The sequence below is a fragment of the Hymenobacter edaphi genome (genome assembly GCF_003258365.1).
GTDB lineage: Bacteria > Bacteroidota > Bacteroidia > Cytophagales > Hymenobacteraceae > Solirubrum > Solirubrum edaphi.
The window spans coordinates 1,334,100-1,356,273 of sequence record NZ_QHKM01000001.1; the positions used below are offsets into that span (position 1 = coordinate 1,334,100).

Here is a 22,174-nt window from a genome sequence, read left to right on the forward strand (position 1 = left end):
ACCAAGCTTATTCCGCCCCGCATGTCCGCCACCTTTCGCATCTATTCCGCTTCCGCCGGCTCCGGCAAAACCTATCAGCTGACCAAGGAATACCTGCGCCTGGCCCTGGGCGCCGACGAGCCGGGCTACTACAAGAACATCCTCGCCATTACCTTCACCAACGCCGCCGCGGCCGAAATGAAGGAGCGCATCATCGGGGCGCTGCGCGGCTTTGTGCACCCGGGCACCGACGCCAAGGCCGACGCGCTGCTGCGGGAGCTGGCCGCCGAATTGGCCGCCGACGGCCTGCTGCCGCCGGAAGCGCCCGAGCTGGCGGAGCAGGAACTGCGCCGCCGCGCCGGGCAGACGTTTCGGCTGGTGCTCTACCACTACGCCGACTTCGCCGTCAGCACCATCGACTCGTTTGTGCAGCGGGTGGTGCAGGCCTTTACGCGGGAGCTGGGGCTGCCGGCGGCCTTCGAGGTGGAACTGGACGACGAATCGGTGCTGCACGCGGCGGTGGCGCTGCTGCTCGACAAGGTGAACCGCGGGCAGGAGCACGAGCTGCTCACCCGCACCCTGCAGGACTACGCCCTGAGCAAGGCCGAGGAAGGCCGCAGCTGGAACATGCTGCCCGACGAAATCATGCGCTTCGGCAAGTTTCTGCTCAACGAATCGGTGCACGAGGCGGTGGCCCAGCTGCAGCAGATGGAGCTGAAGGAGTTTCGGCAGTTGCACAAGACCCTGAAGGAGCGGCGCGAGCAGATGCGCAACGACCTGCAGGCCGTGGGCGACCGGGCCGTGGCCGCGCTGACCCAGCACGGCCTGCAGCCGGACCAATTGGCTGGCGGCAGCCGGGGTGTGCATTCGCACTTCACCAAGCCCCTGCGCTGGCTCGACGACCCGGCCGGCACGCCCACCAGCACCGCCCGCAAAGCCGCCGAATCGGGCAAGTGGGGCAGCGGCGACGCGATGAAGGGGCCGTTGAAGCCGGCTCTGGAAGCCGTGACTGGGGAGCTGACGGAGGCCTTCAACGAGTTGGAGCTGCTGCAGGAGCGGTATTTAAGCCCGTACCTGCTGATCGAAGGGCTGCTGCCGCAGCTGTTTCACGTGTCCTTGTTGAGCGAGCTGAGCAAGGCGGTGCAGCAGGTCAGCCAGGACCGCAACGTGGTGCTCATCGGGGAGTTCAACCGCCGCCTGGCCAGCATCGTGCTGCGCGAGCCGGTGCCGTTCCTCTACGAACGGCTGGGTGAGCGGTACCAGCACCTGCTCATTGATGAGTTTCAGGACACCTCGGAGCTGCAGTGGAACAACCTGCTGCCGCTGGTGGAAAACGCCGTGGCCGGCGGCCACCTGAGTCTGGCCGTGGGCGACGCCAAGCAGGCTATTTACCGCTGGCGCGGCGGCGAGATGGAGCAGATTCTGCGCCTCTACCAGGGCACGCCCCGCCCGCTGGTGGAGCGCGCCCAGGACCCGGAGCTGCGCGCCATCCTGGCCGAGCGCTACATCGGCCTGGCCGGGGCCCTGGAGCCGATGTCCTTGCAAACCAACTACCGCTCGGGCCCGCAGATCATCGAGTTCAACAACGACTTCTTCGCCCACGTGGCGCAGGGGCACCCGGGGCTGGAGCTGGTCGGCTCGATTTACGATGAGCATTTCGGGCAGCAGGCGCCCGCGGCGGCCCTGGCCGGCCCGCCCAGCCACGTCGAAATCCTGCTGACCCAGGCCGACGCCCCGGCCCGCCTGTACCAGCCCGCCGCGGGCCGCTACGCGGATGAGCCCCTGCCCGGCCACCTCGCCACCGACGTGCTCGACTACGACGAAAGCACCCTTTACCTCACGCTGGCGCTGGTGGAGCAGGCCCTGGCCGACGGCTTCCGGCTGGAGGACGTGGCCGTGCTCTGCCGCCGCCGCGACCAGTCGCGGCGGGTGGCCAAGTTTCTGAAGGAGCGCGGTTACGACATCATTTCGGCCGATTCGCTGTCGTTGGAATTCGCCGAGGTGGTCAACCTGCTGGTGGCCATTCTGCGCGTCTTGCACCAGCCGGCCGACTCACTGGCGCGGGTGGAAGCGCTGCTGCTGGTCGACAAAGTGGTGCGCGGGGTGCCGCCCACGCCCACCCGGGCCCGGCGCATCGGCGACATTGCCAGGGAGGAGCGCAGCCGGCCGTTTTTCGACGAGCTGCGCCGCCTGGGCTACGACGTGCAGGAAACGCAGACCGGCAACCAGGACCTCTACGAGCTGTGCGAAACGCTTATGGGCCTCTTCGGCCTGCTGCACCGCCGCGAGGAAAGTGAGTACCTGTTCCGCTTCCTCGACCTGACGCTGGAATACTCCCTGCGCTTCGGCAACAACCTCGGCAACTTCCTCGGCTACTGGGACCAGCGCAAGGCCAACCTGAGCATCAACGCCCCGGCCGGGCGCGGCGGGGCCGTCACCATCACCACCGTGCACAAGGCCAAGGGCCTGGCCTACGGGGTGGTCATCGTGCCCTGGGCCGACTGGAGCCTGGAGCCGACCTCGGCCTTCGGCGGGGCCTACCTCTGGGGCCGCCTGGCCGAGGAGGACAAGCCCGTGCCCGGCATGCCGCCCGTGGCCGTGGTGAAGCAGCGCAAGGAGCTGGCCCAGACGGTGCTGGCCACCCAGTACGCCGAGGAGCGCGAAAAAACCTTCGTGGAGGCCCTGAACCTGCTCTACGTGGCCTTCACCCGCCCGCGCCAGCGCCTCTACATCCTCACCCGCCGCCCCGACGCGGCCCGCGCCGCCAAGGACGACGCCAGCACCCCCGCCAGCAACGTGGCCCAGCTGCTCTACCGCTACCTCGTGGATCTGGGTCAGTGGAACGAGGAGCAGCTGACCTACGTGCTCAGCGTCGGCGCCCCGGCAGCAATGAAACCTGAGCCGCCAAGCCCTGACAACGCGCAACTGACAACTGGCAACCTCTTCCCCCTCACCAACCTCGCCACGGCGGCCTGGGAGCAGCGCCTGCGGCTGCGGCGCCACGCCAGCACCGTGTTCGACTTCTCGGAGCAGCAGCAGCAGCGCGAGTGGAACCGCAAGCTGCACTTCGCCCTGCGCCGGGTCATCACCGCCCGCGACGTGGAGCGCGTGGCCGGGCAGCTGACGGCCGAGGGCCTGGTGAGCCGCCGCGAGCAGCCCGAGCTGCTGCAGCGGCTGCGGCAGGTAGTCACCAACGCCCAGTTGGCTCCCTACTTCCGCCCCGACGTCATTGCCGAAACGGAGCGCGAAATCCTGGTCGGCGGTGCCCCGCGCGAGGACTACAAGCCCGATCGGGTGGTGTTCGAGCCCACCGAAGGCCCCGCGCCCGGCCGCGTGACGCTCATCGACTTCCGCGTGCCGCCGCCCGAAGACCGGCACCAGACCATGCTGCGCCAGTACGGGCAGCTGTTTCGCCGCCTGGGCTACCAGGACGTGCGCGGACTGGTGTACTACTTCGAGACGGAGGAAGTGGTGACGTTTGGGTGCTGAAGACTGTTGCTCTTCGGAACTGGTACCTTATTCTTCGGTTTCTTCTTCGGCAACCTCATCGGCTTCCCAACTCCATTCATCGTTCGCTGTTTCGCGCCAGGCCATCCAGCCCAGCGGCAGCTGATGTAGATCATTGAGCGACGAGTCGCGCTGCACCAGCACTTCCAGCGCTACCACGGCCGCGTGTTCAATGTTTGGGGAATCTTCGCTGTGAAACTGCCAGTCGCCATCCGCATTGTGGTACACGTACCGGATGGGCTGGCCTTGCAGGGCTTCTGTGGTGGTGTACACGCCTAAGTCGCGTTCCTCCAGAAATCTAAAATCAGCGTTACGATCAAGCAGCGGCTGTTTAAACTTCCAATTCGGGTTAGCCTCTGGTTCCCAGGGAAAACGGTGCTGCTTGTCGGGCCATACGAGCTGCAACACCGGAAACTCCCAGCTGCTGCCGTAATACCACCCAGCATACCCTAGGTGACTAGGGTAATAGGCTTGATCAACGGGCAGAAACTGCACGTCATAACCTTCTAAAAAGTCGTCGTACCGCTGACCTGGTGCCAACCGCCGCCCCTCTTTGACTAACTCATGCGCTTTCGCCAACACGGCAAACAAAACCGACTCTGGTAATCCTAGGCAAATAATTTCGGGGTGCTGATACGTGCGATAGAGCCCAATGGTATAAGCAAAGGCTGGCAGGTAGTCATCCCCTCTGATGAGACCCAGATGGCATCCGTATTGCTCGATATCAGCAATAATCCGCTGCTCAGCAGCCCGGTTGTGTTCCTCGTGTTCGGTATCCATATAAGTGCTGCTTGATGGCACAAGATTACTGCGTCGGGTCCGCATGGCAAGACCGTGCCACATCCTTTTCCCCACCCCGGCAGTACCTTCCTCCAAACGCCGCCACTATGGACGAAGCCTCTTTCACCCTGCACGTCAACGGAAAAACCCACCAGGTACAGGCCGACCCGGCCACGCCGCTGCTCTACGTGCTGCGCAACCAGCTCGGGCTGAACGGGCCCAAGTTCGGCTGCGGCATGCAGCAGTGCGGGGCCTGCATGGTGCTGGTCGACGGCTTTGCCCACCCCAGCTGCCAGCTGCAGGTGCACCGCGTGGGCGCGGCCCCCATCACCACCCTGGAGGGCCTCACCTGCCCTGACGGCTCGCTGCACCCGGTGCAGCAGGCGCTGGTGGAGCTGCAGGCCGCCCAGTGCGGCTACTGCCTCAACGGCGTGGCCATGTGCGCCGCCGGGCTGCTGCGCCAGTACGCCCGGCCCGACGAGCAGACCATCCGCAACGCCCTCTTCCGGGTGCTCTGCCGCTGCGGCACCCACGAGCGGTACATCCGCGCCGTGCAGCGGGCCGCCGAGCTGGGCGCCTCGGGGTAGCGAGGATGGTTTCCCGCCGGCCTTAAGGCCAAACGTCCTCATCTCTTAAGTAAAACATGAGGACGTTTGGCCCGAAACCCAGGAAGTCTTGGCCCCAAGGCCCCGTCGTTTCGGCACCACCCCGCCAACGACAGTTTACGTCGGAGCCGTTGTCGCGCGTTTGTTTCAGCTCTATCCCCGCCTTCGCTTATGCCCTCCCGCCGCGCCTTTCTGCAAGACACCGGCCGCCTAACCATCGCCTTCTGCCTGCTCGGGGCCTTGCCGGCCGCCGCCGAAGCCCTGGCCGCCGACGACCCGCGCCCCGGCTCCCTGCAGGACAACCCGCGCCTGAACGCCTGGCTGGAAGTGCTGGCCGACGGCCGCGTGCGGGTGCTCACCGGCAAGATTGAAATCGGCCAGGGCATCGGCACGGCAGTGGCGCAGATGGCGGCCGAGGAGCTGAACCTGCCCCTCAGCCGCGTGGAAGTGGTGCTGGCCGAAACCGGCCGTACCCCCGACGAGCGGTACACCGCCGGCAGCGCCTCCATCGAGCAAAGTGCCCTGTCGGTGCGCTGGGCCGCAGCGGCGGCCCGCCAGCAACTGCTGCAGCTGGCCGCCAAGCGCCTGCGCGTGCCCGCCGCCACCCTGCAGCTGGCCGACGGCGCTGTGCGCACCACCGACGGGCGGCAGCGCCTCACGTTTGCCGAGCTGCTGCAAGGCCGGCAGCTCACCGGCGAAGTGCCCGCCGACACGGTGCTCAAGCCCCAAAACCAGCACCAGGTAGTCGGTCAGCCGCTGCGCCGCGAGGAAATCGAGCGGATGGTGCGGGCCGCCCCGGTGTACGTGCAGGATATGCGCCTGCCCGGCACCGTGCACGCCCGCGTGCTGCACCCGCCCGCCCCCGGCGCCCGCCTGCGGGGCGTCGACGAAGCGGCGCTGCACCAGGCCGTGCCGAGCCTGCTGCGCGTGGTGGTCGACGGCTCGTTCGTGGGCCTGCTGGCGGCGGATGAGTGGACGGCCATCAAAGCCCACGACTGGCTGAAGCCGCGCCTGCAATGGACGCCCGGCCCGGCCCTGCCGGCCGGCAAGCCCCTGCCTCAGGTTATCCGCGCCCTGCCGGCAAAGGTGGACGAAGTAGCCCGCCGGGGCGACGTGGGCAGCGCGCCCGCGGCGGGCGAAAAAACCTTCCGGGCCACCTACTTCAAGCCCTACCTGATGCACGCCGCCATCGGCCCTTCGTGCGCGGTGGCCTTGTTCGAGAAAGGCCAGCTGCATATCTGGACCCACAGCCAGGGCGTGTACCCGCTGCGGGCCGCAGTGGCCAAACTGCTCGGCCTGCCCGAAGATCAGGTGCACGCCAAGGGCGTGCCCGGCGCCGGCTGCTACGGCCACAACGGCGCCGACGACGTGGCCGCCGAAGCCGCCCTGCTGGCCCGCGCCTACCCCGGTCGCCCCGTGCGCCTGCAGTGGACGCGCGAAGACGAGCACCTGCATGAGCCCTACGGCTCGGCCATGCTCTTCGATCTGCAGGCCCGCCTCGACGCCCGCGGCCGCCTCACGCACTGGCACATGGAGCTCTGGTCCGACACGCACAGCGCCCGCCCCGCCGGGCAGCCCGACAAGCTGCTGCCCGCCCAGCTGCTGGCCAAGCCCTTCGAATACAAGCGGGCCGAGTTGAGCGGCGGCACCTCCCGCAACTCCGAGCCGCTGTACCAGATTCCGAACCTGCTCGTCAACGCCCATTCCTTCGCGGGGCCGCTGCGGGTATCGGCCCTGCGCAGCCTGGGCGCCTTCGGCAACGTCTTCGCGCTGGAATCGGGCATGGACGAGCTGGCCCAGCTGGCCGGGCAGGACCCGTACGACTTTCGCCTCGCCCACCTCACCGATGCGCGGGCCCGGGCCGTCATCGAAGAAGTGCGGCGCCTGACGCAGGGCGTGCAGCTCGGCCCCAATGAGGGCCTGGGCGTGGCCTTCGCGCAATACAAAAACCAGGCGGCCTACCTGGCCGTGGTGGCCCGCGTGTGGGTCAGCCCCGAAGACCACACGCCCTGGGTGCGCCAGCTCTGGGCGGCCATCGATGCGGGCGAGGTCATCAACCCCGACGGGCTGCGCAACCAGACCGAGGGCGGGCTTATTCAGGCCGCCAGCTGGACGGTGCTGGAGCAGGTGCAGTTCGACGAGCAGCAGGTGCGCAGCCACGACTGGGAATCCTACCCCATCTACCGCTTCGACGAGGTGCCGCGGGTGGAGGTCAGCATCGTCAGTCGCCCCGACCAGCCGCCGCTGGGCGCCGGCGAAGCCGCTCAGGGCCCCACCGCGGCCGCCATTGCCAACGCCGTGCACCGCGCCTGCGGCGTGCGGGTGCGCGAGCTGCCCATCCGCCCCTGGAAGCTGGCGCCCAGCCCGAAGGAAAGCTAGCGTCTTCCACTTTCAGCGTCAGCGTTGAACGTACTGCTGAGCGCAGTCGAAGCATCTCTACCGCTTCGTAAGTGTATCCCACGAGTTATTTCCTCTCGATTGCCCCAGGGCTCAAACCCCGGGCTAGGTTGTGTGGACAGCAAGCACAAAGAACGTCATGCTGAGCATGACGACCTGGAAAGCCTCACAACACATTTTTCGATTACTGTCCACAGACCCTAGTGAGTGGGTCAACGACCAGGACGTTCTATCACCACAACGTCAGCACGCGAGATGCCTCGGCTGCGCTCGACATGACGTTCTGGTAGTTTCAAATGCGCCCCCGGCGGTTCACCCTACCACCCTGCTCAGGGTTGCGGCGGGGCGGCGGCCTGGCTGCGCAAGTCCCCGCTCACGGTATCGGCGTAAAGAATCAGGCTGGAGCCCAGGCCGGCGGGCAGGCGGAAGCGGACTTCGGCGGGGCGCTGGGGCAGGCGAAATTTGGGCAGGGCCGCGAGGCGCAGGCGGCGCAGGGCGGTGGGCCGCTCGCGCGGGACGAGCACCAGCGTCTCGTCGTCGGGACTGAAAAAGTAGTGCGTGCGGGTCTGATGCAGGTACTGGTAGCTCAGGCCGCGCCCGTGCTGGTAGCCGGTGGCCGTGGCCCCCAGGTGCAGCCGCGTGAGCACCCGGCCATCCACGAGGTCGAGCAGCAGGGCGTTGGCCCGCGGCAGGGGCAGCGGCTGGTTTTGCTCGTCGAGGGCGGGGGCGTAGGCCACCAGGGCGGCGCGGGCATTGAGCAGACGAGTGCCGGCCACCTGCAGGTTGGGCACCGTCAGCTCGACGGGCGGGCGGCCGGCGGTGAGCACCGCGTAGCGGGTGAGCAGGGTGCGGCCATCGGGGGTGAGCACGTTGGCGGCGGGCTGGTCTTCGGCCCGCTGGCTGAGGCCCAGGTAGCGCACCTGCCCGGTGGTGGCGTCGAGCAGCAGCAGGGCCGCGGCGGCCCAGTCGGTGTCGTAGGCCTGAAACCACACGGTGAAGGCCAGCGCGTGCAGGCGCGGCAAGTAGCCCACAAATGTCGGCGCCGCGGGCAGGCTTTCCGTCACCAGCTCCTCGCCCACCGCCGCCGTAAAATCGGCCTTGCGCAACTCGGTGCGAAACTGCTCCCGCCCATCGGCCCCGCGCAGGCGCAGGGTGTACACGGCATCGAAGCCCGCGCCGCTGGCTTTCAACTGGGTCAGCTCCCGGGCGGCGAGCTGCCCGGCCAGGGAGTCGCGCAGCATCAAGGGCCGGCGCGCATCCACGCGGGCGTCGGTTTCGACGCGGCACAGCTGCCCGGCCAGCTGCACGGTGCGGGCCACCGGCTCGGCGGGCAACTGGGCAAACGGCAGCGCGGTATCGGCCGCGGCCACGGGGCCGGTGGCCGCGGCCGCGTCGTCGGCCGCGGCGACGGGGTGCCGGCTGGGGCCGCAGCCCACGCCGCACGCCACCAGCAAAAGGCCCGCAAGCCAGCTGTTCTTCACCATATATCGACGCCTAAACGGGCAAACGGGCCGCAAGATGCACCGCCGCCGCGGAAAGTCAGTCCGAAGGCACCGCCGCCGCCGGCTGGTAGCGGATAGCGCCGCTGCGGGTATCGACGTAGAAAACCGGTGGCAGGCCGCCCGTCGAATACACGGTGAAGCGGACTGCGGCGGCGCGAAGCGCGGCAGCTGTGCCAGCCGCAGCGTGCGGTAGCGCAGCGGCTGCTCGTGCGGAAAGAGCCGCAGCGTGCGGTGCTCGTCGTCGAGCAAGTAGTAGGTGCGCGTCTGCTGCAGGTATTGGTCGCGCAGCGTGAAGCCTACTTCTGCTTCCAGCCCAGCGAGGCGGAAAGCGCCCAGCTCCCGGCCGTCGAGGTTGAGCAGATGGGCGTTGGGGCCGCGGAGCGGGCGGCGGTTGCCCTGCCGGTCGTAGGCGCCCACGTAGGCCACCAGCAAGGTCTGGTCGTTTAGCCAGCGCGTACCGGCCACCTGCTGACCGGGGCGCAGCAGCGAGACGCGGCGGCCGTCGGTGCGTACCAGATCGGAGCCGGTGAGCAGGGCGCGGCCGTTGGTGGTCAGGGTATTGGCGCAGTCGCCGTCGTCCCACTGCCCGTAGGGCAGCACCTGCCGGACGCGGCCCGTGGTGGCGTCGAGCAGCAGCAGGGCCGTCGAAATATTGTCCGTCCCATCCATAACAAAGCCCACCTCAAAAACCAGGGCATGGAAGCCCGGCAGGAAGGCCAGCAAAGCAGGGGCGCTGGTGGCGTAGCCGGCTACCGCCTCCCGGCCGATGGCAGGGGCAAAATCGGGCTTGCGCAGCGTGGTGGCAAAACGGGTCTTGCCGCCCCCATCAAGCAGCCGAATGGTGTACACCGCGTCGTAGCCGTAGCCGAGGACCCGGCTCAGCGAATCGGCCAGGTCGGCTTCCGGTTCCGTAGTGCCAGTCGGCAGCGGCCGGCTGAGGTCGACCTGCACGGCCGTTTCGACGCGGTAGGCCTGGCCATCCAGGCGCACCACCGGCCGGCCCGCTACCGAGTGCAGGCGGGCCGGCAGCTGCTCAAACGGCGCCGCCGTATCGGCTACGAGCGGCCGGATTGGCTGAACCGGCGGAGCCGGGGCCGGCTCCGCCGCGGGCGGCGCGGCGGCCGTTTCGGCGGCGGGCTTGCGCGCTTCGCAGGCCAGCACGAACACGCCCGCCAGGGGCCAATAACGAAGAATAGACATAGCACAGCCCCGGCCGCGTCCTGCATCGGACGCGTGGCCGGGGCTGCAACTTGCGAAACCGGGGCGAAACCCGGGCTACACCTGCGCCACGCTGTTGGGGCCGCTGTCGAGGGCGTTGCGGCCGGCGCGCAGCAGCTCGGGCACGGCCAGCGCCAGGGAGGCCACCGATACCACCGAGGCCGTCTGGCAGTAGAAGCACAGGGCCTTGTTGTCCTGCCACTCCTCGCGGGCCAGGGTGAGGTTGGTGGCAATGTCGCCCACCAGCTTGGCGCCCATCAGCAACGGCAGCCAGGGCTTCATCAGGGCGCGGTCTTTGCCACCGGCCGCGGCCAGGGCGGTGGTCAGGCCGTAGGTGATGATCATGCCGGCCGCGTCGGGCAGATCGAGGCGCTTGTAGGCGTAGTCCGAGGCGTCGACCTTGTCGGAGTCGAAGGGCCCCACGGGCGGGTCGGGCAGGTGGCGAATGATGCCGGTCTGGTAGAGCGTCACGATCTGGCCCAGGGCCACGCCCAGCAGCGACAGGCCGATAATCCAGCGGCGGCGCTTCAGGTCGGGGGTGCGGGCGGTGCGCAGCTCGCGGCTGAGTTGGGTGGGGTTCATGGGCAGATGCGTAGATGAGTGGATGAGCAACTGAAAAAGCAAGGGGCGCTTCGGGCGGCTTCGCGGCACCGGGCGGGCCCTGAAAACGTACGCACCGCGGGCCGCCGGGTTCTGGTTATGCCCGGGCCGGTCTGGCCCGTGTTGCCGCCGCGCCGTAGTTTTGGCCCATGCCCCACGCCCTGCCCGAAACCACCCGTCTGGCCCTGCGCCCCATCACCGCCGCCGACTTCGACCTGTACCTGCGCTTTCAGTCCGATCCGCAGATCATGCGGCACATCGGGGCGCCGCGCCCGGCCGAGGTGGTGCGGCAGTACCTCGACGACATGCCCGCCGACTACGCCCGCTGGCCCGGCATGGGCCGCTGGTTTACCGTCGAAAAAGCCAGCGGGCGGGTGGTCGGCATTCACCTGCTCAAGCCTCTGGACACCTCCGCGCACATCGAGCTGGGCTACCGCCTGCTGCCCGAGGCCTGGGGCCGGGGCTACGCCACCGAAATGGGCCGGGCGCTGATCGAGTACGGTTTCGGGCCGCTGGGCCTGGCCCAGGTTGTGGGCATCACCGCGCCTGATAACGTGGCCTCGCAGCACGTGCTGGAAAAGTGCGGCCTGCGCTACCAGGGCCCGGCTCACTACTACGGCGCCGAGCAGCGCTTCTACACCATCGATAACCCGGCGCCCGTACAGCCCTGATATGCCCGAACCGAAGGAAGGCGCCAGCCAAAGTCAGCTGCTGCTCATCGTCGACGCCACCCTGCGCCTGCCCGGGCTGGGCACGCTGCTGCGCGCCCCGCGCTACGAAGCCGCCCTGCGCCGCTTTCCGCTGCACAGCAGCCTGGAAGTGGAGCTGCGCCTGCCCGCCGGCCCGCGGCTGGTGCCCGCCACCGTGGAGGAGCTGCAGCGGCCCGCCGACGCGCCCGGCGCCGCCGCCACCGCCGACTACGTGCTGCTGCTCGACGCCGACAGCGTGGGCGAGCTGCCCGCCGGCACGGAGGTGTGGCTGCCGGCCGTGTGGGCGGAGATTTACGGGCTCTGAGCCGGGCGGTTAGTCGTCCCAGAGGTAGCCACGAAACTCAGCTCCGTCCGCTCGGTCACGCGCAAGTCCAGCTCAGCCAGGGCCTCTTCGATATCCGCATCGGGCGCGCAGCCAATGACTTCCAAGGCCGCGTAGCCGCCGCCCGCCGTGGTTTCGCCTTCGTGCTCGTCCACGGTATCGAGGATGGCGAGCAGCACCTCGGTAGGCGTGTCGGCCGGCGGCTTGAATACGGTGAGGCCTGCCAGTGGCGCCTTGCGGGGCCGCTCCTGCCAGAGGCGGTGCGCCACGGGGGTGTTTTGCGGGCTGTCGACCACCCACCGCGCCGTGTCGGTGGGCAGGGCGGCCAGCTGCTCGCCGTAAGCCGGATCGACGATGAGGTAGAGGCGGCGCTGCAAATCAGGCTGGCTCAAGGGTGCAAGGAAGGTTCGAGCAACAGCGTCAGCTTGATTTTGCCCTGGTCCTGGTTCCAGCCTTCGATAACGTTGTCTGGAGCGTCTTCGGGATGGAAGAGCAGAAAAGCCCCGGCTTCCGCCAGGGGCTGCCAGGTCTGCGTAGCCGGATCGGCCCAGCCCAGAACGGACGTTACGGCCGGCTCACCGTCCGTGGCTTCCACCACCTGCAGCAGCAGGCCGCCGTGCCAGGGATGGCAAAAGCCCGTAACCAACTGGCCATGCAAACCGGGCAATATCGGCGTAGTCGCAGCCAGGCTCAGCAGGTTTTCATCGCCCACATCGGCCCAGGCGTCGCTCACCTGCTCTTGCTCGAGGGAAAGCGCCAGCGCCGCTTCATCGGTCAGCTCGATTACCAGCCGGGGCGTGTCGAGCACCCGCACGGGCGGGGCCGGAGGCGCCGGCTTCATCGGCTCAGACCGGCGCAGCCAACCCTGCAGGGTGTAGTAGAGGCCGAGCAAGGCCAACATGGCCAGCCCGATCAACAGCCCCAGCAGTACCAGCGGACTAATCAGTAGCAGAAAGAAGATCAGCCCCCAACTGCTGCTTTCCGCCGCCGGCCGGGGCTCCGTTGCCTTGCTGACGCGCCACTGCATCTTAGTGCAGGCAGCCCATGAACATGCGCGTCTTCACCCGAAACGCCGTGGGCACGGTGCGGCGCACCACGGCCAGCAGGCTGTCGGCGCGGGCGGGCTCCTGGTAGATGCCGGTGACCAGGGCCATGCTTTTATCGTGGGCCGACGTGTAGAGGGTGGTATACTCCACGCTCAGGGTGGCGTCGGGCGTGCGGCGCGGAAAATAGTCGCCGGCGTACACCTCATCCGCGTCGTTATCGGGCAAGCGGATCAGGTTCTTCTTGGGGTCGTAGAAGCGGCCCATCGTGTCGATGCGCTGGCTGGTGACGGCCTGCAGGCGCAGCATCTGCCGACGCAGCGGGCGGTACTGCCGACTGGTATCAGCAATGACCACGTACATGGTTTCGTACTGGTCGGCGGTGTCGGTTTCGGCGGCTGGCTCGGCGGCGGCGGCTACGGGGGCGGCAGCCGGGGAAGCCGGTGCGAGCTGCGGCGCGGCGGGCGAAGCCGGTACGGGCTCGGTACGGACGGTGGTCGGGGCCGCGCGGGCGGCCGGATCGGGCTGGGCAGTGCAGGCGGCCAGCAGCCCGCCCAGCATTAGCATTCCTACTGTTGTTTTCCGCATAACATTATCACCTTTGGCTAAGCGCAATAGCCAAATATACAGCCCCGCCGCGCCCGTGGCCCTATCTTTACTCAGCATGAATTCGCCCGCTTCCGCCCCCGCTCCCCTCCTGCCCCCGCCCGCCCTCGACGCCCGCCAGCTGCAACCCTTTCTGCGTCAGGCGGCCAAGGACCTGCTCGGCCGCTTCAGCGGCACCGAGCTGTCGGACCTGGTGGTGGTGGTGCCCACGCGCCGGGCGGTGGTGTACCTCAAAAACGAGCTGGCCCTGGCCGCGCCCGTCGGCGAGGCGCTGTGGAGCCCGCGCGTGACGTCGATGGAGGACTACATGGTGGACTTGGCGGGCGTGCAGGTGGAGGAGCCCATTGCCCTGCAGCTGCTGCTCTTCGACATCCTGCGGGAGCTGGACCCCAACCTGGACTTCGATTTGTTCACCGGCTGGTCGCGCCTGCTGCTCGACGACTTCTCCAACCTCGACCAGAACCTGGCCGACCCGGCCAGCCTGTTTGAGTACCTCTCCGAAGCCAAAGCCCTGGAACGCTGGGACCTCACCGACTCGCCCGCGCCGGCCTCGGCCACGGCGGCCTGGTTCCGGTTCTGGGACGACCTGGAGAAGGTGTACCGCCGCCTGCGCCGCCGCCTCAAGCAGGACAACCTCGCCTACCCCGGCCTGGCCTACCGCCTGGCCGTCGACGTGATGCAGCGGCGGCTCAAGAACGAGGAGCCGGTGCCCCGGCACGTGTTTCTGGGGCTGGGCATTTTGTCGCGCGCGGAGCAATACCTGCTGCGCCAGCTGCAGAAAGCGGGCAGGGCCGAAATCCGCTTCGACACCGACCGGTTTTACCTCGACGGCCCCAACCGCGCCGGCCTGCCCTTCGCCGACCTGCGCAAGCACCTCGACCTGGGCGTGGAGGCCCTGGGCTTCGCCGACGCCGGGGCCGAGGATTTGCTGCGCACCGTGCCGCGGCAGATTCGCCTGATCGGGGTGGCCAACAACTCCATGCAGGGCAAGGTGGCCGGGCAGCTGGTGGCCGAGGGCCTGCAGCTTAGCCCGCACGGCTCGGTGGCCGTGGTCTTGCCCGACGAGACGCTGCTGCTGCCCGTGCTCCACGGCCTGCCGCCGGAGCAGGTGCCGCAGTTCAACGTGACCATGGGTTTGAGCTTCCGCAGCACCCCGCTGTTCAACCTCATCGACCTGCTCTTCGAGGTGCACCTGACCGGCATCCGCGAGGGCGAAACCGGGCCCGACTACGGCGTGCGGCGCTACCACCACCTGACGGTGACCAAGCTGCTGGCCCACCCTTTCCTGCGCCGCTACGAGCAATGGCTGGATCAGCAGCCCGACGAGCAATTCCACCACGTGCTCGACCACCTCTGCCGGCAGATCATCCAGCGCAACGCGGTGCTGCTGACCGAGGAGGAGCTGCGCGAGCTGGGCCGGCACCACCCGCTGGTGGAGGCCCTTTTCCGGCCCTGGCGCAACTGCGACGACGTGGTGCGGGCCTGCTACGAGGTCATCGAGCTGCTGCGCGACGTGTACCGGCAGGAGCACACGGCCATCGAAGCCGAGTACCTGTACCTGTTCTACACCCTGGTGCGCCAGCTCGATTCGGCCTTCGACTGCCGCCAGCAGCGGCCCTCGGTGCGCTCCTTCCGCCGCTTTCTCTACGAGCAGATGACGCGCACCCGCCTGCCCTTCGCCGGGGAGCCGATTGCGCAGGTGCAGGTGATGGGCCTCTTGGAAACCCGCGCCCTGGACTTCGACCACGTCGTCATCCTGAGCTGCAACGAGCAGATTCTGCCCGCCCCCAAGCGCAACAACTCGCTCTTCCCCTACGACGTGCTCACCAAGTACGGCCTGCCCACCTACGCCGAGCACGAAGCCGCCACCGCCCACCAGTTCTGGCGCCTGCTGCAGCGCGCCCGCCGCGTCGACCTGGTCTACATCCTGCCCGGGGCCGAGGGCGTGCAGGCCGGCGAAAGGAGCCGCTTTCTGCTGCAGATCGAACACGACCTCAGAGACCAGAACCCCGGCCTGCAGGTGCTCGACCTGGTAGCCTCGGCCACGTTGCTGCCCTCGGGCGAGCTGATCGGCGGCGAAATTGCCCGCGGCTCGGCCACGTCCCCTACGCCCGGCGTCCCACTCGCGGAGCAACGGCCAACTGACAACCCGCAACTGACCACCGGCCAGAAGTACGAGGGCGACCTGGTGCTGGAAAAGGACTACGAAATGCAGGGTGCCATTCGGGGGCTGTTGGAGCGCGGGCTGTCGGCCTCGGCGCTGAATCAGTTTCTGACCTGCTCCCTGCAGTTTTACTTTTCGCGCATTGCCCGCTTCAAGGAGCAGGACGGCGTGGAGGAGGACCTGGGCGCCGACGTGTTCGGCACGGCCGTGCACTACGTGCTGGAGCAGCTGATGACGCCCTTCGTCCTCGACCGGCGCCCCATCTCGGCCGACGACGTGGCCACCTGGCGCCCGCAGATTGCCGGCCTGCTGGAGCGCGGTCTGGCCCTCGATGACGGCGCCGAAACCTCAACCCCGCGCCAGCAGCTGCCCGACGAAGGCCTCAACCACGTGCTGCGCGGCGTGGGCGTGCGCTTGGTGGAGCGCTACCTCGATACGCTCGCGCAGCAGCTGCAGGATGAGGGGCCGCTGCGCGTGGTGGGCCTGGAAGAAGGCCTGACCGGCGACGTGACCGTGGAAACCCGCGCCGGCGACCGGGTGACGGTGCACCTCATCGGCTTTGCCGACCGCGTGGACGAGCTGCCCGACGGCCGCCGCCGCATCATCGACTACAAAACCGGCTCGGTGCACGGCGGCGGGCTGAACCTGATGGGCAGCGGCTACAAGAAATACTCGCCCGCCGAAGCCCTGGAACGCCTCGTGAGCGAAGCCGGCGGCGGCCCCGACAAGGTGCGGCAGCTCTGGCTTTACCGCCTGATGCTGGCCCAGCGCGGCTACGCGGCCGCCGAAGCCGCCATCGTGCCCCTGCGCAGCCCCGACCCCAAGCTGCTGGCCGCCGATCTGAGCTTCCTCACCGCCGAGGGCCAGCTGTTCGAGGAAGCCAGCCAGCAGGCCCTCACCCGCCTCGTCGACCGCATGCTGGACCCGCAGGAGCCCATTCGCAAAACCGACGACTTGAACGTGTGCCAGTACTGCCCCTACAAGGGCATCTGCGCGCGCTAACGCCCCGCTGTTGCCATGTTTGCCGCTTTTACCATTCCCCTGGCGTTGGTACTGTTGACGCTCTTATGCGTCAGCGTCAGCAATTTGCTGTACCACGGCTTGCTCGGGTTCGACAGGTATGAGGTGGAGGCCGGCACCGTGTGGTGGCGGCACGCCAAGCGCACGTTTCTGGACCTGGCCGGCCTTGGCGTGGTTTGCGGGTCGTTTGAGCTGAGCGCCGCGGCCAGCCAGGCGGTTATCCTGGCCGGCGCAGTGCTCATTCCGGTGGGCCTGCTCGTCCGGGGGCACCGCCGGCACTTCCGCTAGCGGGTTGCCTTCTTCCCCGCTCCACGCGTACTACCGGACGCCTGCCCTGCCCTGCCCTGCCCTGCCCATGCCTCCCTGTCTGGACCTCTACATTCCGGTTGCGCGCACCCGCGCCGTTATCGACCGTTTCTTAAGCCGGTACGCGGATTTGTCGAAGGACATGCGCCGCGCGGACTTTTCCGTGCTGCTCACGGATACCGCTGTGAGCGTTGAAACGGGGACGTTGGAAGCCACCCTGGCTTTTGGTCTGGCCGACCCCAGCAGGGCTTTTGCGCTGTATTTCGCCAGCCGGCTTCCCCGCGTCAACGGCGTCCTGATGTACTTTAGCCCCCGTGACCGGCTACTCCTGGGCCTTTCCATTGAAGCATATGGGCCCGACCAACCCAACGAAGCCGAGGCCCAGCGGCTGCTTACGCAACTTTGCACCGAATTTGGCGCGTCGAAGGCCCTATTCGATTTGGAACTGGCCCCGGCCGACGCCGATGAACAACTGAACTTCCTTTCTTAACCTTCCCCCTCTCCCCATGGACAAATTCATGCAAGTCGCCATCGACGAAGCCCGCCTGGGCCGCTCGCAGGGCGGCATCCCGATTGGCTCGGTCTTGATGCGCAACGGCGAAATCGTGGCCCAGGGCCACAACAAGCGCGTGCAGGAGCTGAACCCCATCCTGCACGGCGAAATGGACTGCCTCAACAACGCCGGCCGCCAGCGCACCTACCGCGACACGGTGCTCTACACCACGCTGATGCCCTGCTACATGTGCGCCGGCACCATCGTGCAGTTCAAGATTCCGAAAGTGGTGGTGGGCGAGGCCCGCACCTTCGGCGAGTCCCGGGAGTTCCTGGAAAGCCACGGCGTGGAGGTGGAAATCCTCGACCTGCAGGAGTGCGTGGACATGATGAACGAGTTCATCACGGCCGAGCCCACGCTCTGGAACGAGGACATCATGGAGCTGTAGGCCCCGCCTGTATCCTTGATTGCGCCCCGCTGCCCCCGGCCCGCTCCCCCGAAGATGTGAGCGGCCGTGCGGGCGACGGGGCGTATGTTTACGGGCATGGAACGTCCCCCGCTTTCGGCCACCAAGCGCTGCCCCCACTGCGGGCAGTGGTCGGCCCACCAGCTGCAGCCCGACGACCGGTGCGAGCATTGCCAGGAGCTGCTCGACCCCTTCGGGCCGCAGCGCCAGGCCGAGCTGGCGCGGGCCTGGAAGTGGGAGATGCCGCCGATGCTGCTGCTGCCCATTCCCCCCACCGACCCGGCCTGGCTGCGCGCCCTGAAGTACGGGGTAGTACAATAGTTGGAACCAAAATTCCCGCTAAGCGAATCGCGGCTCGTTATCCAACCTTGCCATCCCGCCAATACAGCCATATCGTTGTCTCAACCTCACCCTGCCAACCAGCGGGCTTTTAAAGTTCGCAGAACTCCCCATTAGTCGGTGTCCCATAGCTGGAAAGTGCTTGTGTCGTTTTGAAAGCCCCTTGTTCAGGGGCTTTTTTGTTTCTGTTCACCTGAGCGTAGCGCTGCACGTTTGCCCAGTGGCACATGGACTCCCGCACATCCCACCAAGTAAGGTCGACTTCACATCGCTTCTTTTCTGGCTACGCCCAAGCCAACTCGTTGTGCTGATCGAGTGCACACTGCTCCCCCTTCGTTTGGGGATGACAAGCGCTTCCAATAGCCTAGTCCAGACAGCAGAAAAGTGCTTTAGCGTGCTGGAATCAAGGTATCATACCCTGTCCTAGTTTGGGCAACTCCTGAATTCGTGCTTTGTCGGGCTGGCTATTCTTGCCTCACTACTTCGGTGGAGACGGTGTTGAATGCCGGCCTCACCCGTCACAACATCACCCAGGAATTGTATGGATACGCCTACGGACACCCGCCCCACCCGACTTCCCAGCCCCGCGCCAACCGGCCTGTGGAAAGTCCTCAGCATTGTTGCGGAGCGACTCCCACCCCAGCAACTGCTCTGTTTTGCCCGACTCGTGTGTGGCGTGAGCCTGGGGTTCGCCGCCCTGGCTTGTATTAGCCTGAGCCAGGTCGCGGGCAAACCCGCCAAGGTGCTGGCCGATTACCTCGAGCACCATACGCAGCCTGCAGATACCGTGGGGCCACCACCTGCACCCGACAAACTCCCTCTGCCCAGCGTTGGGGTTCACAGCGGACACCGTATATCGGGTAAACCGGCGGCTTTCCGTCGCCCTCATGCAGGTGACTGATTGCCTCACGTGTTACCCCACCCCGTACGGTGCTGCGCTGGTCTCTGTTGATGCTGGCTGCCTTTACCCCACCGGCACAAAGCGTTCCTGCCACTGCGCCGGGTCGCGCAACGGACGCAGCTCCCCCGCCGCGAGGTGGGCAGGCAAGCTGAAGTCATACTGGCCCAGCATGTTCACGTGCTCGTGCAGCAGCGGGGAGAGGCGGGCTATGTCGTCGGCCGCCACGTCGTGCCCCGACGCCCGGTGCTGCTCCAACGCGTGCTGCAGGTAGCGCGTGTTCCACAAAACCACTGCGTTCACCACCAGCCCCAACGCCCCCAACTGGTCTTCCATGCCCTCGCGGTAGCGTTGGCGCAGTTCGCCCTTGCGGCCGTGAAACACGGCGCGGGCCAGCGCGTGGCGGCCCTCGCCCCGGTTGAGCTGCACCAGGATACGCCGCCGGTAGGCTTCGTCCTGGACGTAGGCCAGCAAGTAGATCGTTTTTTCTATCCGGCCCAGCTCCGCCACCGCCCGGCCCAGGCCCGACAGGGAACCTGCGCGCTGCAAGGTGCGCATGACGGCGGTGGCTTTGACCTTGCCCAGCTTGAGCGAGCCGGCCAGCCGCAGCATGTCGTCCCAGTGCTCGGCGAGGAGCCGGGCGTTGACCACGTGGCGGCTCAGCCCGTTGAGCGGCCCGTAGTCGTCGGCCGGCTGCAGGCGCCAGAAGCGTTGGTCGGGCAAATCGGCCAGCCGGGGGCTGAAGCGGTAGCCCAGCAGGGCAAACAGGCCGAACACCACGTCGCTGTAGCCGTGCGTGTCGGCCATGATTTCGCGCGGGTCCAGGCTGGTTTGCTGCTCCAGCAGCCCGGCCAGGATGAAGAGCGAGTCGCGCAGGGTACCCGGAATCACAATGCCGTGAAAACCGGAGAACTGGTCGCTGGTGAAGTTGTAATACGTTACGCCGCGCTGGCCCGGAAAATACTTGCTGTTCCACCCGGCGTAAATAGTGCGCACCGGCACCACGAAGCGCAGGCCATCGGCCGAGGCCACTTCCCCGCCGCCCCAAGCTTGGGCTAGTGGCAGCCGAGCCTGCCCGTCAACCAGCCGGGCATTGGCGGCGGCGAGTGTTTCCTGGCGCAGGTAGTGCTGCTGCACCCACGCCAGGCGCGGCAAGGTCAGGGCCGGCACCTCCGGCCGCGCCACGGTTTTCAGGCCGATGTTGCAAGCCTGGGCCAGCAGCACGGCGCAGAGGCTGCGGGCCAAGTCGGGGTCAGCCGGCTGCCCGTCGGCGACATGGTTAAACGCGCGGGCGAAGCCGGTGAAGGCATCCACCTCCAGCAGCAAGGCGGCCAGTTCCACCGGCGGCAGCTGCTGCGCCAACTGCTCGCGTAGCTGCACCAGGCGGTCCGGCTCGGGCTGCGCGGCCAGGGGGCTGAGCACCAGCGTGGGTGGGTCGCCGGGCACCAGCTGCAGGGCGGTATTCTGGGCCAGGTTAGCCTGCACGTCCGCGTAAGCAGTGTGCAACTGCTGCTGCAAACGGGCGAGTTCCACCGCCGGGTCGGTGGAGCGGTCCAACGCCCGGGCCACGGAGTCGCGGGCGGCTTCCCACCCCTCGCCCCGCAGCAGATCGGCCCGCGGGTCACCGTAGCGCTCACTCACCGGCACAAACACGTCGCGGCGGCGCAACGCATGGTGCAAGCGGTCCAGCACGCACAGCGTGTAAGCCGCCGGGTCCACTTCACCGGGGCGGGGGAACACACGCCGACGCCAGCTGGCGGGCACGACCGCCGCCGGGGCCTTCGCCCACCCGGGCCGGCCTCGTCCCGGCTGCTCGCGTTGCTGCAGGAACGCCCAGGCTTGCAATAGCGGGGTGGCCGCCGGCGTGCCGGCAAAGGCGAGGCCCGCCAGCAGGGCGGGCAAAAACCGCCGTACCGTCGCGTAGCGCCCAGCCAGGACCAGCGGCGCCGGATCGTCAGCGCGACTGGCCAGCGCTTGCACCGCTGCGGCGGCGTCCCGCAGGGCCGTCTCGCCGACGGTGGCCAGCACCTGGGCGCGCACGGCGTCGTCGGGTACGGCCGGGTCCAGCACGAGGCGCGCAGCGTGCTGCAGCACCAAAGCGGCCGCGTCCAAGTCCTTGAGGGTGCGCAGCCGCTCGCGCCGGCGCTGGGCCTCCCCGCGTAACGCCAGCGTCGCCAAGAGCCCGTCGAACAAGTCCAGGATGTCGTCGGTGGCGGTGCGCTCCAAGCTTTGTACAAACGCCAGCAGGGTCGCGGCCCGGCGCTCGGGGGCCATGCGCAACAGGGGTTGGGCCCAGGCCTGGTGCGCGTGCCTGGCCAACCGGGCCAGGCGGGCGTCAGGTACATCGCGCACGGATACGTCGCTGACCCCTACGGCCCGAATGTGCTCCAGCCGTTGCAGGGCCTCACCTAAGGCCGGGGCCGACACGCGCGTGGGCGGGGTGCGCAGCCGCTCCAAGGGCGTCAGCCGTTGCCCGGGGGCCGCGAGGAGCAGCGCGTCCAGCGCTTGTTGTTGGGCCGCCGTCAGCCGGCCCCACAGCAGCCGGTACAGGTGACGGCCGTGGCGCTGGTGCACCCGCGCAATCAGCCGGGCCAGCGGCGACACGCCCGGCAGCACCACGCGCTCAGCGACCAGGTGGGCCGTGGCCAGGTCGAACAGCACGCTGGGGCGCACCGTACTGGTGCTCACCTGAGCGTAGAGCCACCGGGCGAGCCGAAACCCTTCACGCCCCGTGAAGGGACGGTAGCCCAGGTAAGCCACGATGTGGGCCTGGTGTTCGTACCAGGTGCTGGGGCGGGCGCGGTACGCCTCCCACGCCGCGGCGTCCAGCAGCAGCTGGGCCGCCAGGGTGTCGACGACGACCGCGGGCACCTGGAACGGGTTTGGCAGAAACGTACCCAGAAACCGGAGTGTACAGAGCTGGACCGCGTAGCCCAGGCGGTTGGCCGCTCGTCGCCGTTGCGCGACCACCGTCCGGTCAGCCGCACTCAGGTAGAAATAGCGGGCCAGCTGCTCGGCGCTGGGGCCGGTCGAGAAACGGCCGTAGCGGGCCGCCTGCTCATCGCTCAGGAACTCAACGGGCATAGAACTGTACGCTGGTTGTGTTTTCGGGCGCTGCACGCACGGCGCAGCCGCGCACGGCAGCTTAGGCGAGCGGGGACATATCCCAACGAACCAGTCCCTGGCCGCTGGTAGAAGACGCCGCATGCCCAGCGGCGG

17 protein-coding genes are annotated in these 22,174 nt (G+C 67.9%); 10 read left to right on the forward strand and 7 right to left on the reverse strand.

Annotation, left to right across the window (positions count from 1 at the left end; all coding sequences use genetic code 11):
• The first annotated feature begins 21 nt into the window (after positions 1-21).
• Positions 22-3,468 carry a UvrD-helicase domain-containing protein gene (locus tag DLM85_RS05530; protein ID WP_165822018.1) on the forward strand — a complete coding sequence of 1,149 codons (3,447 nt, stop codon included), beginning with the start codon at positions 22-24 and terminating at the stop codon, positions 3,466-3,468.
• 27 nt (positions 3,469-3,495) lie between these two features.
• Here the strand turns inward: DLM85_RS05530 and DLM85_RS05535 are convergent, their stop codons facing one another.
• Positions 3,496-4,266, reverse strand: coding sequence for a DUF4262 domain-containing protein (locus DLM85_RS05535; protein WP_165822019.1), 771 nt, complete (start codon positions 4,264-4,266; stop codon positions 3,496-3,498).
• Between the two features lie 107 nt (positions 4,267-4,373).
• On the opposite strand from DLM85_RS05535, the gene DLM85_RS05540 reads away from it, so the two are divergent.
• Together DLM85_RS05540 and DLM85_RS05545 are read left to right on the forward strand one after the other, a co-directional pair.
• Complete coding sequence (locus DLM85_RS05540) at positions 4,374-4,853, forward strand: (2Fe-2S)-binding protein (RefSeq protein WP_111477042.1); 480 nt, start codon at positions 4,374-4,376, stop codon at positions 4,851-4,853.
• 189 nt (positions 4,854-5,042) lie between these two features.
• Entirely contained in the window at positions 5,043-7,250 is a 2,208-nt protein-coding gene (locus tag DLM85_RS05545; RefSeq protein WP_111477043.1) for a xanthine dehydrogenase family protein molybdopterin-binding subunit, read from the forward strand.
• A 347-nt stretch (positions 7,251-7,597) separates the two neighbouring features.
• Here DLM85_RS05545 and DLM85_RS05550 read toward each other — a convergent pair whose 3' ends face one another.
• Together DLM85_RS05550 and DLM85_RS05555 are read right to left on the reverse strand one after the other, a co-directional pair.
• On the reverse strand, positions 7,598-9,970 hold the full coding sequence (locus DLM85_RS05550; RefSeq protein WP_133256918.1) for a hypothetical protein: 2,373 nt from the start codon (positions 9,968-9,970) through the stop codon (positions 7,598-7,600).
• 75 nt (positions 9,971-10,045) lie between these two features.
• Positions 10,046-10,570: a vitamin K epoxide reductase family protein gene (locus DLM85_RS05555; RefSeq protein WP_111477045.1), complete on the reverse strand. Its 525-nt coding sequence runs from the start codon at positions 10,568-10,570 to the stop codon at positions 10,046-10,048.
• Positions 10,571-10,737: 167 nt separating this feature from the next.
• Here DLM85_RS05555 and DLM85_RS05560 point away from each other — a divergent pair, with 167 nt between their 5' ends.
• Both DLM85_RS05560 and DLM85_RS05565 read left to right on the forward strand, forming a co-directional pair.
• Positions 10,738-11,259 carry a GNAT family N-acetyltransferase gene (locus DLM85_RS05560; RefSeq protein WP_111477046.1) on the forward strand — a complete coding sequence of 174 codons (522 nt, stop codon included), beginning with the start codon at positions 10,738-10,740 and terminating at the stop codon, positions 11,257-11,259.
• A 1-nt stretch (position 11,260) separates the two neighbouring features.
• Positions 11,261-11,602 (forward strand): hypothetical protein, encoded by a 342-nt coding sequence (locus tag DLM85_RS05565; protein WP_111477047.1) that lies wholly within the window; start codon positions 11,261-11,263, stop codon positions 11,600-11,602.
• Here DLM85_RS05565 and DLM85_RS05570 read toward each other — a convergent pair.
• Genes DLM85_RS05570 through DLM85_RS25715 form a run of 3 tightly spaced genes read right to left on the reverse strand, consistent with a single transcriptional unit; the run spans position 11,590 to position 13,230 of the window.
• The gene (locus DLM85_RS05570) at positions 11,590-12,012 is read right to left on the reverse strand and encodes a hypothetical protein (RefSeq protein ID WP_133256919.1); all 423 of its coding nucleotides are present in this window, start codon (positions 12,010-12,012) and stop codon (positions 11,590-11,592) included. The genes DLM85_RS05565 and DLM85_RS05570 overlap by 13 nt on opposite strands.
• Entirely contained in the window at positions 12,009-12,647 is a 639-nt protein-coding gene (locus tag DLM85_RS05575) for a hypothetical protein (protein WP_111477049.1), read from the reverse strand. Before DLM85_RS05575 ends, DLM85_RS05570 begins: the two co-directional genes overlap by 4 nt.
• A gap of 1 nt (position 12,648) precedes the next feature.
• Positions 12,649-13,230, reverse strand: a complete 582-nt coding sequence (locus DLM85_RS25715) for a hypothetical protein (protein WP_133256920.1) — start codon at positions 13,228-13,230, stop codon at positions 12,649-12,651.
• Between the two features lie 97 nt (positions 13,231-13,327).
• Here DLM85_RS25715 and DLM85_RS05585 point away from each other — a divergent pair, with 97 nt between their 5' ends.
• The 5 genes from DLM85_RS05585 (at position 13,328) to DLM85_RS05605 (ending at position 18,039) form a co-directional block, all read left to right on the forward strand.
• Complete coding sequence (locus tag DLM85_RS05585) at positions 13,328-16,435, forward strand: PD-(D/E)XK nuclease family protein (protein WP_111477051.1); 3,108 nt, start codon at positions 13,328-13,330, stop codon at positions 16,433-16,435.
• A gap of 15 nt (positions 16,436-16,450) precedes the next feature.
• Positions 16,451-16,741 (forward strand): hypothetical protein, encoded by a 291-nt coding sequence (locus DLM85_RS05590; protein WP_111477052.1) that lies wholly within the window; start codon positions 16,451-16,453, stop codon positions 16,739-16,741.
• A gap of 67 nt (positions 16,742-16,808) precedes the next feature.
• The gene (locus tag DLM85_RS05595) at positions 16,809-17,249 is read left to right on the forward strand and encodes a hypothetical protein (protein WP_111477053.1); all 441 of its coding nucleotides are present in this window, start codon (positions 16,809-16,811) and stop codon (positions 17,247-17,249) included.
• A 16-nt stretch (positions 17,250-17,265) separates the two neighbouring features.
• Positions 17,266-17,700, forward strand: a complete 435-nt coding sequence (locus DLM85_RS05600) for a nucleoside deaminase (protein ID WP_111477054.1) — start codon at positions 17,266-17,268, stop codon at positions 17,698-17,700.
• Between the two features lie 96 nt (positions 17,701-17,796).
• Positions 17,797-18,039, forward strand: a complete 243-nt coding sequence (locus DLM85_RS05605) for a hypothetical protein (RefSeq protein WP_111477055.1) — start codon at positions 17,797-17,799, stop codon at positions 18,037-18,039.
• Between the two features lie 982 nt (positions 18,040-19,021).
• Here the strand turns inward: DLM85_RS05605 and DLM85_RS05610 are convergent.
• Complete coding sequence (locus DLM85_RS05610) at positions 19,022-22,039, reverse strand: Tn3 family transposase (RefSeq protein ID WP_111477056.1); 3,018 nt, start codon at positions 22,037-22,039, stop codon at positions 19,022-19,024.
• Between the last annotated feature and the right edge of the window lie 135 nt (positions 22,040-22,174).

What these genes read in the sequence shown, in the direction of transcription:
- DLM85_RS05585 (WP_111477051.1), top strand. Translation starts at nt 13,328, where the DNA reads ATGAATTCGCCCGCTTCCGCCCCCGCTCCCCTCCTGCCCCCGCCCGCC.
- DLM85_RS05555 (WP_111477045.1), bottom strand. Translation starts at nt 10,570, where the DNA reads ATGAACCCCACCCAACTCAGCCGCGAGCTGCGCACCGCCCGCACCCCC.
- DLM85_RS05600 (WP_111477054.1), top strand. Translation starts at nt 17,266, where the DNA reads ATGGACAAATTCATGCAAGTCGCCATCGACGAAGCCCGCCTGGGCCGC.
- DLM85_RS05595 (WP_111477053.1), top strand. Translation starts at nt 16,809, where the DNA reads ATGCCTCCCTGTCTGGACCTCTACATTCCGGTTGCGCGCACCCGCGCC.
- DLM85_RS05540 (WP_111477042.1), top strand. Translation starts at nt 4,374, where the DNA reads ATGGACGAAGCCTCTTTCACCCTGCACGTCAACGGAAAAACCCACCAG.
- DLM85_RS05545 (WP_111477043.1), top strand. Translation starts at nt 5,043, where the DNA reads ATGCCCTCCCGCCGCGCCTTTCTGCAAGACACCGGCCGCCTAACCATC.
- DLM85_RS05560 (WP_111477046.1), top strand. Translation starts at nt 10,738, where the DNA reads ATGCCCCACGCCCTGCCCGAAACCACCCGTCTGGCCCTGCGCCCCATC.
- DLM85_RS05530 (WP_165822018.1), top strand. Translation starts at nt 22, where the DNA reads ATGTCCGCCACCTTTCGCATCTATTCCGCTTCCGCCGGCTCCGGCAAA.
- DLM85_RS05610 (WP_111477056.1), bottom strand. Translation starts at nt 22,039, where the DNA reads ATGCCCGTTGAGTTCCTGAGCGATGAGCAGGCGGCCCGCTACGGCCGT.
- DLM85_RS05575 (WP_111477049.1), bottom strand. Translation starts at nt 12,647, where the DNA reads ATGCAGTGGCGCGTCAGCAAGGCAACGGAGCCCCGGCCGGCGGCGGAA.
- DLM85_RS05550 (WP_133256918.1), bottom strand. Translation starts at nt 9,970, where the DNA reads ATGTCTATTCTTCGTTATTGGCCCCTGGCGGGCGTGTTCGTGCTGGCC.
- DLM85_RS05565 (WP_111477047.1), top strand. Translation starts at nt 11,261, where the DNA reads ATGCCCGAACCGAAGGAAGGCGCCAGCCAAAGTCAGCTGCTGCTCATC.
- DLM85_RS05590 (WP_111477052.1), top strand. Translation starts at nt 16,451, where the DNA reads ATGTTTGCCGCTTTTACCATTCCCCTGGCGTTGGTACTGTTGACGCTC.
- DLM85_RS05605 (WP_111477055.1), top strand. Translation starts at nt 17,797, where the DNA reads ATGGAACGTCCCCCGCTTTCGGCCACCAAGCGCTGCCCCCACTGCGGG.
- DLM85_RS25715 (WP_133256920.1), bottom strand. Translation starts at nt 13,230, where the DNA reads ATGCTAATGCTGGGCGGGCTGCTGGCCGCCTGCACTGCCCAGCCCGAT.
- DLM85_RS05535 (WP_165822019.1), bottom strand. Translation starts at nt 4,266, where the DNA reads ATGGATACCGAACACGAGGAACACAACCGGGCTGCTGAGCAGCGGATT.